Raw genomic sequence first — 13920 nt, 5'->3', positions numbered from 1 at the left:
CATGGCGGAAAGAACATTTGAAAGCCAGATGGCACGTCTGGAAGAGATCGTGCGGCTGCTCGAGCGCGGTGAAGCACCGCTGAACGAAAGCATGAAGCTGTTCGAGGAGGGCACCAGACTGTCCGCGTCCCTCGGCAAGCTGCTGGACAAGGCCGAGCAGAAGGTCACCGTCATGCAGGAGAACATGCAGGGTGAACTCACAGAGCAGCCGTTTGCGGCAGAGGAGGAAGCAAAATGACGTTTTCCGAGCAGTTAAAGGCAGATATTGCGCTCATTGAACCTGCACTGGAGAAATACCTCTCGCGGGAGACCGGCGAGGGTTACGACCGCATTTTCGAGGCTGCAAAGTACTCCGCGATGGCAGGCGGCAAGCGCCTGCGCCCGGTGATCGTGCTGGAATTCTGCCGCCTGTGCGGCGGCGATATCGAGAAGGCGCTGCCGTTCGCGTGTGCGCTTGAGATGATCCATACCTACTCACTCATCCATGATGACCTTCCGTGCATGGACAACGACGACTTGCGCCGCGGCAGACCGACCTGCCACAAGGCTTTCGATGAAGCGACGGCGGTCCTCGCGGGTGACGGACTGCTGACGGCGGCTTTTGAGACGGCTTCGGCGGCAAAGGATGTTCCGGCGGAGATCATCGTGCGCTGCATTCGTATTCTGGGCGAAAACGCGGGCATGAACGGCATGATCGGCGGTCAGGTGCTCGATATGGGCGCCGAGCACCGCAAAATCTCGCTCGACGAACTGCGCTTGCTGCAGAAGCTGAAGACCGGGTGCCTGCTCCGTGCGGCGTGTGAACTCGGCTGTGCGGCTGCCGGTGCGACTGACGAGGACACCCTCACTCGGGCACGCGCTTACGGTGAAAAGCTGGGTCTGGCGTTCCAGATTGAGGACGATATCCTCGATATTGAGGGAGATGCCGCAACACTCGGAAAATCCATCGGCAAGGATGCGGCCAGCGAGAAATCCACGTTTCCGTCTCTGCTCGGTCTGGAGGAATGCCGAGAGCTTGCGGCAAAGCTGACCGAGGAAGCGGTGGACGCGGTAAAACCGCTGGACGGTCATGCGTTCCTCGTCGAACTGGCACGCAGCCTGACCGGCCGCACCAGGTAAGACGCACATTCACATAAAATTTACACACATTTCTTGAATATTTATGCGTTCTGTGTTAATATAACAGATAAGTGACGTAGTATCCTAGTCAGTTCATGCGATTCCCAAGACGGGCCTAAAAATCCGTAGACGGGCATATCGATGAAGTCTCTGGTGTTTGCTTCTTACGCCCAGTTTGGGGTGGATGCTGGAGGTTAAGGCTTGAGGGCGCGCTTCAATGGCATGAAGTACCGACCCTCTTGCCGTGGAGACCCGTGACTGTCGGATGCCTATAGCATTTCATAAGAGATTGATGGACGTCCAACGGCGCGGGATGAAACCTGCAATGCGGTGCAGCGGAAGTTACAAAGGATTGATCACCGACGTAAGGACCAAAGTGCTGTGTGCAGTGTAGCCTGCCTTGAGTGGCCATGGTGAATAAGGTATCCGCCTGCGGTTTCCCGGCCAGGAATGCCGCGGGAATTGACTTTTGAAACCATGTCTGCAAAAGAGGCTAAGAATCGTTTTGACTGTAGTGGAAATCACCTAGGCTATTCTAACGAGGCAGACCGTGGATTGCAGTGCGGACTCAGTGGCAATTCGGTCCCGAACATGGTAACATCTCGGCACGGACTTTAATGGGAAACCCCCTTGACGGCGACGCGAGGCAGTCCGCGGGGAAAACCAACCGAACCTCAAGCCGCAAGATTTACTCGGTCTGCCGTCACTTACTTTAATAAAGAAACCGCGAAAGCGGCTCATATAGACGCTCCGGCGGCGGAATTTGCGGTTTGCCGCAATTTTCTGCTATTATGGAATAAATCCGGGGCAAAAATCGGTGAAGGAGTTATCTTCAGTGGATACGACCGACAAACAAAAGAAAAAACCGCCGCAAAAGCCCAAGGCTGTTAATACCGCATGGGTCAGCTTGATCACCGTCATCAGCTTTGCGCTGAGCGTGGTCATGTCCTACATCTCGAATGAAGCATTGGCCAGTGCGGGCACGATTCTGTCCTTTGCGGTGCTGCTGCTCTTCATTGCGCTCGGCATTGTGTTTGACATGATCGGCGTAGCATCCACCTCGGCGACCGAGAAGGAATTTCACTCGATGGCGGCCCACCGTGTGCGCGGCGCGCGCGAGGCGGTCTGGATGGTGCGAAACGCAGAGAAGGTTTCCAGCATCTGCAACGATGTGGTGGGCGATATCTGCGGCATTATCTCCGGTGCGACCGGAGCACTCATTGTTGCACATATCACCTCGGGCGTGAGTGCGGGACTCAAGGTTGTGGTATCTCTGCTGATTACCGGTCTGGTTTCGGCACTGACCATCGGCGGCAAGGCAGCCGGCAAGGGCATCGCGGTGATGTGCAGCAGCAAGGTGCTGGCGCTCTGCGGACGCGTGCTGTCCGTTCTGCCGCTCAAGCTGGATAACCGAAAGTAACGATATAAATACAGATAAACTGCCTTTCCAAAGGTGGGGATATTGATGAAGCAAAAACGATACGGAATTTTAGACAATATAAGCAGTCCTGCCGATTTGCGCGGACTGTCGTACGACACACTCGGCGTGTTGTGCGCTGCGCTGCGCGAGTTCATTGTGGACTCGGTGTCGCAGACCGGAGGTCATTTGGCGTCCAATCTGGGCATTGTAGAGCTGGCTGTCGCACTTGAACGCGAGTTTGACTCCTCGCGCGACCGCATCATCTACGATGTAGGTCATCAGTGCTATGTCCACAAGATCCTGACCGGTCGGCGCGACCGCTTTGACACGCTGCGGCAGTACGGCGGTCTGTGCGGCTTTATGAAGCCGGAGGAGAGCATCACCGACCCGTGCATCACGGGACATGCCTCGGATTCGGTTTCGGTGGCGCTCGGCATGGCACATGCACGCACGATTAAAAACCAGAAATACCACGTTGTCGCGGTCATCGGCGACGGTGCGCTGACCGGCGGCATGGCATATGAGGCGCTGAGCAGCGCCGGCACCTCTCGGGAGCCGCTGCTCGTGGTGCTCAACGACAACAATATGTCGATCGCCAAGAATGTCGGCGGACTTAGCCGCCATTTGTCTCGCCTGCGTGTCAGCCCGCAATATCTGCGTGCAAAAACCCGCATCAAGGAGCGACTCAGCCGCATTCCGGGCGGCGGAACGATCACGCGCGCGGTATCGCGCTTCAAGGCGAAGATCAAGCGGGCTGTCCTGCCGACCTCGCTGTTCGAGCAGATGGGCTTTACCTATCTCGGTCCGGTGGACGGTCATGACATCAAGAGCGTGTGTGAGTTCATCGCACTGGCAAAAAAAATGAAAAAACCGGTTCTGCTGCACGTTATGACACAGAAGGGCAGAGGCTATGCCCCGAGTGAGCAGTATCCGGAGAAATACCACGGCGTTTCCAAGTTCGACCGCGTAACAGGCGCACCGCTTGCCGCGAAGAAGGAGGATTTTTCTGCGTTCTTCGGCAAGGAGCTTTGCGCACTCGCTGAGAAGGATAACCGCATTTGTGCGATCACGGCAGCTATGCCGTCCGGCACGGGCCTGACCCGCTTTGCCGAGAAATTCCCGGAACGCTTTTTCGATGTCGGCATCGCCGAGGAACACGCCATCGGTATGGCGGCCGGTATGGCGGCACAGGGACTGGTGCCGGTAGCGGCCATTTACTCGACCTTCCTGCAGCGCGCTTATGACCAGATCGTTCACGATATTGCAATCGAAGGTCTGCACGTTGTTCTGTGCGTGGACCGCGCGGGCATTGTCGGCGCGGACGGCGCAACGCATAACGGTGTGCTGGATATCGCGTTCCTGCGGTCTATCCCGGGTGTGAAGATTTTCTGTCCGTCCGACTTTGCGGAACTCCGAGTCATGCTGTCCCGTGCGATTTACAGGGAGACCGGACCGGTCGCTATCCGTTATCCGCGCGGCAGCGAAGGCGCGTACCGCAAGGAGCTGTCGGCGCAGCCGCTCGTGTGCGTACACGAGCAATCCGGCAGTGAGGTGACGATCGTCACACACGGCATTATGGTCAATCAGGCGATCGACGCCGCGGAGATCCTCATGCACGAGGGTATCCGCGCACAGGTTTACAAGGTAAATGAAATCGGCAGCGGACTGGAACAGGCGTATGCCGAGGTGAAGGAAAAGCTGGGCGGCTGGTGTGTCGTTGCGGAGGACGTTGTGCCGAACGGCAGCGTCGGCGAGTGGCTTGCCGCGCACCGCAGCGAGCGCACCGATCTGCTGAACACCGGCGACCGCTTTCTGCCGCACGGCGGCGTAAACGAGCTGTACCGTCACTGCGGCATTGATGCCGAGGGCATTGCGGCATATATCATGAAAAATCGGAATGGGAAGGAGAACGGCGTTGGCTAAGAAGAGACTGGACGTATTGCTGTTTGAAAAGGGTCTTTGCCCCTCACGGGAGCGCGCAAAGACTGCGATTATGGAGGGAATCGTCTACATTGCAGGCCAGAAGGCGGGCAAAGCAGGCGATATGGTTGACGAAAACGCCGAACTGGAGGTTCGCGGCAACGAGAACGCATTTGTGTCCCGCGGCGGCAAGAAGATCGAGAAGGCGCTCAACTACTTTAATATCGACCCGACCGATCTGGTCGTGATGGACGTTGGCGCATCGACCGGCGGCTTTACCGACTGCCTGCTGCGCCGCGGTGCGCGCAAGGTGTATTCCATTGACGTTGGCTACGGTCAGCTGGCGTGGAGTCTGCGGCAGGATCCGCGTGTCAAGTGCATGGAGCGCACCAATATCCGCTATGTAACGCCGGATATGCTGGAGGAAACGCCGTCGTTCTGCGTCATCGACGTGTCGTTTATTTCCCTCAAGCTGGTACTGCCGGTCGTTTCCAGCCTGCTGACCGAGGACGGCCATGTGGCCAACCTTATCAAGCCGCAGTTTGAGGCCGGCAAGGGCAAGGTCGGCAAAAAGGGCGTTGTCCGTGAGCCGGAGATTCACCTTGAGGTGCTGCAGAATTATGTGGAAAACGCGCATGCGGCAGGCTTTAAAGTGCTTGATGTGACGTTTTCTCCCATCAAGGGACCTGAGGGCAACATTGAATTTCTCGGCTATCTGGCAAAGCAGGGCGAGGAGCACATTCCGGATCTGGCGGAGGTTGTCCGTCAGGCACATGAGGAGCTGGACGCAAAGGCATGATGAAGAACATTTTCATCTATCCCAATCTGCGCAAGGACAGCGCACGCGATATCCTGCAGCCGGTGTGCGATCAGCTGCGGCGTGACGGTGTGCGGCTTATGCTGCCCAAGCAGATGCGGGTCGTGCCGCCCATCATTGAGGACGCGGATTACATGAAAACCGAGGACGCCGTGCAGTTTGCGGATATGGCGGTCGTGCTTGGCGGAGACGGAACCATGCTCCGTCTGGCGAGAGAGGCGGCGCAGAATCAGCTGCCGCTGCTCGGCATCAATGTCGGTCACGTCGGCTTTATGACCGAACTGGAACCGGCTGAGCTGCCCGAAATGGAAAAGCTGTTCACCGGTGAATTTTCACTGGACAGCCGCATGATGCTGCATGTTGCTGTGCAGCGCGGCGGGCGTATCGTGTATGAGAACGACGCGCTCAATGATATTGTTATCGCAAAGGGCACCGCGTTCCGCGTGGTGTGCGTCGGCATTTCGGCGGACAACGAGGAGGTCACCCGCTTTAACGGTGACGGCGTGATCGCGGCAACGCCGACCGGCTCAACGGCCTACGGTCTATCGGCAGGCGGCCCGGTCATTGAGCCGAGCGCGGAGAACATCGCCGTTATTCCCATCTGTGCACATGCGCTGGCGGCGAAGTCGTTCGTGTTTGCGCCCGAGCGCAGCGTATCCATCACCGCAGCCTGTGAGGGCGGCAGTGAGGTGTTCATCTCGGCGGACGGCGGACAGGGTTTTGCCGTGCGGCCGGATGATCGGGTCATTATCACCCGTTCCGACCTGCAGACGCGGCTGATTCGTCTGAAAGGCAATAGTTTTTATCGAATTTTACAGCAGAAGCTGTGAGCGGCGCTGCTATAAGAGAGGAAAACGCGAACGATGAAGTTTCAACGACAGGCAAAAATCCTCGATCTCATCGACCGGTTTGAGATTGAAACGCAGGAGGATTTGACCGCACATCTGCGGGCACTCGGCTACAACACCACACAGGCGACCATTTCGCGCGATATCAAGGAGCTGCGGCTTATCAAGACGCTCTCCTCGGAGACCGGCAAGTACAAGTACACCTCCTCGAACGCCGGTGCGGCGGATAGCTTCACCACGCGTCTGCGCAACATTTTCCGTGAATGCGTCACGGATATTGATGCGGCGCAGAACATGGTCGTCATTAAAACACTGCCCGGTCTGGGTCAGGCGGCGGCAATGGCGATTGATGCCATGCGCGCACCCGATGTGGTCGGCACGCTTGGCGGCGACGATACCGTATTCGCCGTTATGCGCGATAACGACAGCGCGCAAAAGTTCTGCAAACAGGCAAGAGACATTCTAAAGTAAGCGAGGGATAAGGCGGCAATGCTGCAATTACTCCACATTGAAAATATAGCGGTCATCGAACGTGCAGACATCGAACTCGATAAGGGTTTGACCGTGCTTTCCGGCGAGACCGGCGCGGGCAAGAGTATCGTTATTGATTCGATCGGTGCGCTGCTCGGCAAGCGCGTCAGCCGCGATTTAGTGCGCTCGGGTGCACAGAAGGGCTTTGTCAGCGCGGTATTCACCGATCTGCCGCGTGCTCTGCGCGAACTGCTTGACGAGCTTGCACTTTCCGGTGACGAGCCTGACACGCTGTACGTCCAGCGGCAGATTTCCGCAGACGGCAAGAGCACCTGCCGCGTGAATATGAAGCCGGCCAGTGCAGCTGTCCTGCGGCAGCTGGCGCCGTACCTGATCGACATTCACGGTCAGAATGACGGCCAGAAGCTGCTCGATGAAGCGCATCACATCGAATATCTGGACGGCTACGCAGGCTGTGCCGAAATACTCGAGCGATACCGCCCGAAATATCAGGCGCTGGTGACACTCCGGCGGGAGATTACTGCGCTGGAGACCGGCGAGCAGGAACGCCTGCAGCGCATCGACATGCTGACCTTCCACAAGGAGGAAATCGAGCAGGCGGCACTTAAACCCGATGAAGATGAGGTGCTTGCACAGCGCAAGGCGTATTTCGATCACGCGGGCAAGATTGCGGGCGCACTCGAGCAGGCGCGTATGGCGCTCTCGGGTGACGATGAAATTGCGGGCGCGTGTGAGCTGCTCGATCAGGCGGCAAGCGCCATCGAGAGCCTGCGCGAAGTGTCGGATGCCTTCGACGGCATGGCCGAGCAGGCCGAGGAAGTACGTCTGCTGGCGGCAGACCTGCGCGACAGCGTGGCAAGTCAGGGGGACAATCTGGACTTTTCTCCGGCAGAGCGCGAGATGGTCGAGCAGCGCTTGGATGAAATCTACCGTCTGAAGCAGAAATACGGCGGTACGATTCCGGAAATCCTCGCGTACCTTGAGAAGATAACCGCCGAACTGGATACGCTCGAGAACGCGGACGACCGCAGGGAAGAACTGCGGGAGCAGTACCGCGGCATGCTCGCGGAGGCCAAGGGCATCGCCGCTGAACTCACCGAGCAGCGCCGCAAGGCTGCCAAGCAGCTGGAGGGCGAAATCGTGCGCGAGCTGAGCGAACTCGACATGGATAAGGTGAAAATGCGGGTTGCGGTCCGCACCGGCACCAAGCTGTCCGCGCACGGCTGCGACACCGTGACGTTTGAGATTTCAGTCAATCCGGGTGAGCCGGAAAAGCCGCTCTCCAAGGTGGCCTCCGGCGGCGAGCTGAGCCGAATTATGCTTGCGCTTAAAAACGTATTGACAGCGGGCGAAGATGTTGGTATGCTGATTTTTGACGAGATCGACACCGGCGTTTCCGGCCATGCGGCGCAGCAGATCGGCCGCAAGCTATCTGCGATTGCGAAAAAGAAGCAGACACTGTGCGTTACCCATCTGCCGCAGATTGCCGCCATGGGCGACCATCACCTGCGCATTTCCAAATCCGTGCGGGACGGCCGCAGCTACACCGATGTCAGCCCGATGGACAGAGCACACCGCGTAGACGAAATTGCACGTCTGCTCTCCGGCGAGGAAATCTCGGATGCAGCACGCCGCAATGCAGAGGAACTGCTCGACGCGGCCGGACAGGGAGCGTGAACCCGTGGTAATCATAGACGAACGCAGAAAAGAGCGTGCTCCGTAACGGTATTCGGACTCTTTTATCATAAAAATCAAACAAATTGAAATACAGGAGACAGAATAATGCAGCTTTACGACGAACTGAAAGCGCGCGGTCTGATCGCGCAGGTAACGAACGAAGAAGAGATCAGCGAGATGATCAACAACGGCAAGGCAACCTTCTACATTGGCTTCGATCCGACTGCGGACAGCCTGCATGTTGGCCACTTTATGGCGCTCTGCCTGATGAAGCGCATGCAGATGGCAGGCAACAAGCCGATTGCGCTGATCGGCGGCGGCACCGCTATGATCGGCGATCCGTCCGGCCGTACCGATATGCGCTCGATGATGACCGTCGAGACCATCCAGCACAACTGTGACTGCTTCAAGAAGCAGATGGAGCGCTTCATCGAATTCGGTGAGGGCAAGGCGCAGATGGTGAACAACGCCGACTGGCTGATGAACCTTAACTACATTGAGTTCATCCGCGACATCGGCTCGTGCTTCTCGGTTAATAATATGCTCCGTGCCGAGTGCTTCAAGCAGCGCATGGAGAAGGGTCTGAGCTTCCTCGAGTTCAACTACATGCCGATGCAGTCCTACGACTTCTACTACCTGTTCAAGAACTACGGCTGCAACATGCAGTTCGGCGGCAACGACCAGTGGAGTAATATGCTCGGCGGCACCGAGCTGATCCGCCGCAAGCTGGGCAAGGACGCGCATGCGATGACCATCACTCTGCTGCTCAACTCCGAGGGCAAGAAGATGGGCAAGACCGCTTCCGGCGCCGTTTGGCTCGATCCGAACAAGACTTCTCCTTACGATTTCTACCAGTACTGGCGCAATGTGGACGATGCGGACGTGCTCAAGTGCATCCGTATGCTGACCTTCCTGCCGCTTGAGGAGATCGAGACGATGGACAGCTGGGAAGGCGCACAGCTGAACCGCGCGAAGGAAATCCTCGCATACGAGCTGACCGCTCTGGTACATGGCAAGGAAGAGGCCGAGAAGGCACAGACCGCTGCCAAGGAGATCTTCGTTTCCGGCGGTGCGGCTGCCAACATGCCGACCACCACGCTGACCGATGCGGACTTCACTGACGGCCAGATCGGTGTGCTGACGCTGCTCGTCAAGTGCGGCCTTGCAGCCTCCAACGGTGAGGCGCGCAAGCTGGTGCAGGGCGGCGGCGTATCGCTGGACGGCGAAAAGGTCGCGGACTTCAAGCAGCAGCTGACCAAGGACTTCTTTAACGAGGAGTGCATGATCAAGAAGGGCAAAAAGACCTTCCACAAGGTGGTTCTGGGATAACGTCTGTCGCGGAACGATATTTTCAAGAAGACGCAAAGAAGCGGCACAGACCGATCGGTCTGCGCCGCTTTTGTTATCTGGTTTTAGGAAAGAAAACGTTCAGCCACCAGCATTACCAGCGGCAGCGTTGCCACGGACAGAATGGTGGACAGGCATACATACGACACCGCCTGCCGGTAGTCCTGATCGAACTTCTGCGCAAAGATGGCTGTGCTGCTGGCAACCGGCGTTGCGGCTGCGATCAGCGTAATCAGCGTGATCTCGCCGCGGGCAAAGGGGAACAGCAGGAAGATGAGCACGGTCACCGCCGGAACGATAAGCAGGCGCACGGCAGAGACAACGTACAGCCTTGCACTCGCGAACAGGTCGCGCAGGCGCACCTTGGACAGATAGAAACCGAGAATAATCATCGCCAGAGCAGTATTGGCATCCGCGATGTAGCCGATCGTGCCGGTGACGACCGAGGGCAGCGTCGGCTGAGTCACAAACAGGATGAGACCGATCACCATGGAGATGAAAACCGGATTGACGAACACCATTTTCAGATTGATGGTTTCCTTTTTGCCTGATATAATAACAATACCGTACGTCCACTGCAGCAGATTGACAAGTGTGCTGTACGAGACAATGTAGAACGCCGCCTCCGCGCCAAACACGGCTGTGACGAGCGGAATACCAATGAAGCCGGCGTTGCCGAACGCGACCGCAAAGTTTTCAATCCGGTGCCGGGTGCCGCAGGTGAGGTACGCCACGCCGATGGACGCGACAAACGCGATCACCGCGATAACAGCCGAAATGCCCATGGCACGCAGCTTGTCCACGCTGAACTCGGACATATAGCTGCGCAGGATGACGCACGGAATGACTGCGTACAGCAGCACGTTGGACAGATCACGGCTGCCCTGTTCGGTTATCATGCCGCGGCGGGAGAGGAGCAGACCGAGCATCATCAAAAGAAACATGATGATCGTCTGCTGAAGCAGAATTTGAGTAATCATAAGGGAAATTTTCCTGTACTTTCATAGAATGGAGGGGAACACGATGGAATTATATCAGCTTCGGCAGTTTGCCGCCGTAGCCAAATACGAAAATATGACGCGCGCCGCCGAGAGCCTGAACGTGGCGCAGCCCGCTGTATCCAAAACCATACGGAATCTGGAAAGCGAGCTGGGAGCCGAGTTATTCGAGCGAACGGGAAAGGGATTGCGTCGCACCGAGCAGGGAGATATCCTGCTGCGGTACGCACGGACGATGCTGGAAGCTGAGCGCGACGCACGCGGCGAAATCGAGGAGAGCCTGCACCGGACAGGCGGTCTGTGCATCTGTGCGCTGTCGTGCGCGGAGCGTATCAGTGAGATACTCGCAGGTTTTTCTGCCGAGTACGGCAATCTGGATCTGCGCATCAGCAGCACGCCCGAGGGCAGCGACCTGCTGCTCGATTCCGCGGTATCGCGGGACGAGGTGCCTGCAGGCGCCGTCCTGCTGTACGATGAGGAGATGTGCGTGGCTGTGCCCGAGGGACACCGGTATGCCGATCGGGAAAGCGTATCGCTGACAGAACTTGCCGACGATCCGTTTATCGCGCTGAGCAATTCGCAGTCGTTCCGACAGATTTCCGAGCATATTTTTCGGTCAGCCGGTGTGGAGATGCACGCCGCTATCGAGTGCGACAGCGCGGCCTTGCAGATCCGACTGCTGTCGTGCGGCATGGGTGTTGCACTGGTCGCGTCCGGCGAGTGGCGGCAGGTCTGCGAGGACGCAGGCGTGCGCCTGCTGCACATCAAGGACGCACAGTGCCGCCGGTATATCTATGTGCAGACGCTCGGACGGTTCCGCACGCAGAGCATTCGCGCGTTTACTGCGTATTTGGAGCGGTATTTTGCGCAGATGGCGTAAATCCGCGACAGATCATGCGGCGTGGACTTCCAGCGGTACCTTCTCGCCAAGCTCAAACTGATGCAGGCTTTCGAGCGAGCACTGAACCATATCGAACACCGCCTGATCGGTGAAGAACGCAACATGCGGGGTAACGATGGTGTTCTGGAAGGATTTCAGGATGATGTAATCGTGGTTGGTGACACGGCTGTTGTAATTGTGATCGACGCGGATCACATCATCCTCACCCTCAAAGCAGTCCACGCCGACCGAGCCGATGCGGCCGGATTCGATGCCATCGATGAGCGCACGGGTGTTGATGAGCGCGCCGCGTGCGCAGTTGATGATGACAACACCCGGCTTCATCTGCTGAATAGCATCGGTGTTGATCATGTGGTAGGTGCTGTCGTTGAGAAAGGTGTGCAGCGTGATGACATCGGACTGCGCATACAGCGATTCGAGCGAAACGTACTCCACGCCCATCTGCTTCATTTCCTCGGACGGGAACGGGTCATGTGCGATAATGCGGCAGCCAAAGCCGGACAGATTGTGAATGACGGCCTTGCCGATACGGCCGGTGCCGATGACGCCGACGGTCAGGTTCTGCATCTCCATGCCGCGGGCCGCACCGGATGCGCCGAGCGAGTAGTCTGCGGTGTGCGAGCGGAACATGATGTAGCCGGCCTTGCGGATGCACATCAGCATGAGCATAACCGTGTAGTTGGAAACGGCATACGGCGAATATCCGGCGTGGGATACGCGGATGCCGAGACGCTCTGCAGCTTTCAGGTCTACATTATCGTAGCCGATGGTGCGCAGGGCCACATAGCGGACACCGTTCTCGGCCAGCTTTTCCAGAATCGGCGCAGGCAGGTCGCAGGTGCAGGAAATGCCGTCGTAGCCGCGGGTCAGCGCAACATTATCGAGGGTCAGCGTGTCCTTCTGCAGCGTAAGATCCATATTAAGCGACTGACTGAAGTGATCGAAGAACGCGCGTTCGTCCGGACGAGCATTGAATGCCATAACTTTCATTTTTATTACTCCTTGATCCATTCGTGGGTGAGCTTGCCGAGAATTTCGATGCCCTTGACGATCTGCTCGTCGGTCGGGGTAGAATAGTTGAGACGGAAGGCGTTGGACACCTGCTTTTCGTCTGCCAGGAACGCTGAGCCGGGCACGCAGAGTACACCGTGCTGAATCGCCTCGCGGACAAACGGCTGCGAATCCATGCCGTCCGGCAGGAAGGTCATGGCGAACAGGCCGCCTTCCGGCTGCGAGAACGTGACCGCCGGATGGAAGGTGCGGCGCATGGTATCGAGCATGAGATTGCACTTTGCGCGGTATACGTCACGCGCTTTGTCGAGGTGCGCGGCAAAATCGTACTTGGTCATGTACTCGTTGCAGACATACTGGAACAGCACGTTAGAGTGCACATCGGTGGTCTGCTTGGCGATGGTCAGCGGCATGGTGAGCGACTTGTTGAACACGAGGAAGCCCAGTCGGAACGCAGGAGCCATAACCTTGGAAAAGCTGCCTGCGTACAGCACGCGGCCTTCGGTGTCCATCGACTTGATGGTCGGCACGTCCTCGCCGGAAAAGCGCAGCTCGCCGTACGGGTTGTCCTCAAGAATGGCGATATCGTACTTGCACGCGAGTTCATACACCTTTTTGCGCTTTTCAAGCGTAGTCGTGATGCCGGACGGGTTCTGGAAGGACGGGATCGTGTACAGCAGCTTGGTCTCGGGATGCGCCTTGAGAGCGGCCTCAAGCGCATCCGTATCCATGCCGTCCTGCTGCATCGGAATGCCGATCAGCTTGGCGCCATACGAACGGAATGTGTTCAGGCAGCCGACAAAGGCCGGGTCCTCGGTCAGAATGATATCGCCCTCGTTGACCAGAACCTTGGTGGTCAGGTCGGCGCACTGCTGACCGCCGGACAGGATGAACAGCTCATTGTTCTCGAAATCAAAACCCTGTGTGCGGGTGAGGTAGTCCTTCATCGTATCGCGCAGCGGCGTGTAGCCCTCGGACAGACCGTACTGCAGAACAGAGACCGGTGCGTCCTTCATGACGTCTGCGATGATGTCCGCAATCTCGGGAACCGGGAAAGTCTCCGCAGACGGGTTGCCGCCGCCGAACGAGATCATGTTCGGGTCTGCGCCGAGCTTGAACAGCTCGCGGATGGCCGAGCCGTGCACATCGCTCATACGGTTGGAAATTTCATACTGCATATCTATCGCTCCTGTTAAGATTTGGAATACAAGAAAACAAAAAGGTGCTGAAACCCCTTAGTCGGTAGGTTTCAGCGCCTTTGCTGATGATTCTATTGTAAACCTGCACAAGAAATTTGTCCAATATCTGTTGTTTATGACGATATAACAGGAAAGAATACATGCTATGCCTTGAAGAATCACGCAAAACCT

The 13920-nt window shown here is 57.4% G+C and carries 13 protein-coding genes; 10 read left to right on the top strand and 3 right to left on the bottom strand.

Annotated elements, in window-relative coordinates; translation table 11 throughout:
• Position 1 precedes the first annotated feature (1 nt).
• The 9 genes from xseB to tyrS all read left to right on the top strand — a co-directional run bounded on the left by xseB (position 2) and on the right by tyrS (position 9622).
• Positions 2-238, top strand: a complete 237-nt coding sequence (gene xseB / locus DW088_RS03615; protein WP_117490672.1) for an exodeoxyribonuclease VII small subunit — start codon at positions 2-4, stop codon at positions 236-238.
• Positions 235-1119 (top strand): polyprenyl synthetase family protein, encoded by an 885-nt coding sequence (locus DW088_RS03610; RefSeq protein WP_118359551.1) that lies wholly within the window; start codon positions 235-237, stop codon positions 1117-1119. Before xseB ends, DW088_RS03610 begins: the two co-directional genes overlap by 4 nt.
• An 835-nt stretch (positions 1120-1954) precedes the next feature.
• Positions 1955-2539: a hypothetical protein gene (locus DW088_RS03605; RefSeq protein ID WP_199720399.1), complete on the top strand. Its 585-nt coding sequence runs from the start codon at positions 1955-1957 to the stop codon at positions 2537-2539.
• A 45-nt stretch (positions 2540-2584) separates the two neighbouring features.
• On the top strand, positions 2585-4462 hold the full coding sequence (dxs, locus tag DW088_RS03600) for a 1-deoxy-D-xylulose-5-phosphate synthase (RefSeq protein ID WP_118359549.1): 1878 nt from the start codon (positions 2585-2587) through the stop codon (positions 4460-4462).
• Positions 4437-5258 (top strand): TlyA family RNA methyltransferase, encoded by an 822-nt coding sequence (locus tag DW088_RS03595; RefSeq protein ID WP_118359547.1) that lies wholly within the window; start codon positions 4437-4439, stop codon positions 5256-5258. Before dxs ends, DW088_RS03595 begins: the two co-directional genes overlap by 26 nt.
• Positions 5255-6106, top strand: coding sequence for an NAD(+)/NADH kinase (locus tag DW088_RS03590; protein ID WP_118359545.1), 852 nt, complete (start codon positions 5255-5257; stop codon positions 6104-6106). Before DW088_RS03595 ends, DW088_RS03590 begins: the two co-directional genes overlap by 4 nt.
• 33 nt (positions 6107-6139) lie before the next feature.
• Positions 6140-6595 carry an arginine repressor gene (locus DW088_RS03585; RefSeq protein ID WP_110436711.1) on the top strand — a complete coding sequence of 152 codons (456 nt, stop codon included), beginning with the start codon at positions 6140-6142 and terminating at the stop codon, positions 6593-6595.
• A gap of 18 nt (positions 6596-6613) precedes the next feature.
• On the top strand, positions 6614-8293 hold the full coding sequence (gene recN, locus DW088_RS03580) for a DNA repair protein RecN (protein ID WP_118359543.1): 1680 nt from the start codon (positions 6614-6616) through the stop codon (positions 8291-8293).
• A gap of 105 nt (positions 8294-8398) precedes the next feature.
• A complete protein-coding gene (gene tyrS / locus DW088_RS03575; RefSeq protein ID WP_118359541.1) occupies positions 8399-9622 on the top strand; it encodes a tyrosine--tRNA ligase in 1224 nt (407 codons plus the stop codon).
• Positions 9623-9705: 83 nt separating this feature from the next.
• On the opposite strand, the gene DW088_RS03570 is transcribed toward tyrS, so the two are convergent.
• Positions 9706-10620: an AEC family transporter gene (locus DW088_RS03570; protein WP_118359539.1), complete on the bottom strand. Its 915-nt coding sequence runs from the start codon at positions 10618-10620 to the stop codon at positions 9706-9708.
• A gap of 43 nt (positions 10621-10663) precedes the next feature.
• Here DW088_RS03570 and DW088_RS03565 point away from each other — a divergent pair, with 43 nt between their 5' ends.
• Positions 10664-11518 (top strand): LysR family transcriptional regulator, encoded by an 855-nt coding sequence (locus DW088_RS03565; protein WP_158574599.1) that lies wholly within the window; start codon positions 10664-10666, stop codon positions 11516-11518.
• 12 nt (positions 11519-11530) lie between these two features.
• On the opposite strand, the gene DW088_RS03560 is transcribed toward DW088_RS03565, so the two are convergent.
• Together DW088_RS03560 and DW088_RS03555 are read right to left on the bottom strand one after the other, a co-directional pair.
• A complete protein-coding gene (locus DW088_RS03560) occupies positions 11531-12529 on the bottom strand; it encodes a D-isomer specific 2-hydroxyacid dehydrogenase family protein (RefSeq protein WP_118359535.1) in 999 nt (332 codons plus the stop codon).
• A gap of 5 nt (positions 12530-12534) precedes the next feature.
• On the bottom strand, positions 12535-13728 hold the full coding sequence (locus tag DW088_RS03555) for an aminotransferase-like domain-containing protein (RefSeq protein ID WP_118359533.1): 1194 nt from the start codon (positions 13726-13728) through the stop codon (positions 12535-12537).
• Positions 13729-13920: the final 192 nt, after the last annotated feature.

This window comes from Butyricicoccus sp. AM05-1, assembly GCF_003474415.1.
Taxonomy (GTDB): domain Bacteria; phylum Bacillota; class Clostridia; order Oscillospirales; family Butyricicoccaceae; genus Agathobaculum; species Agathobaculum butyriciproducens.
This window is presented reverse-complemented; position numbering and strand designations above follow the sequence as displayed.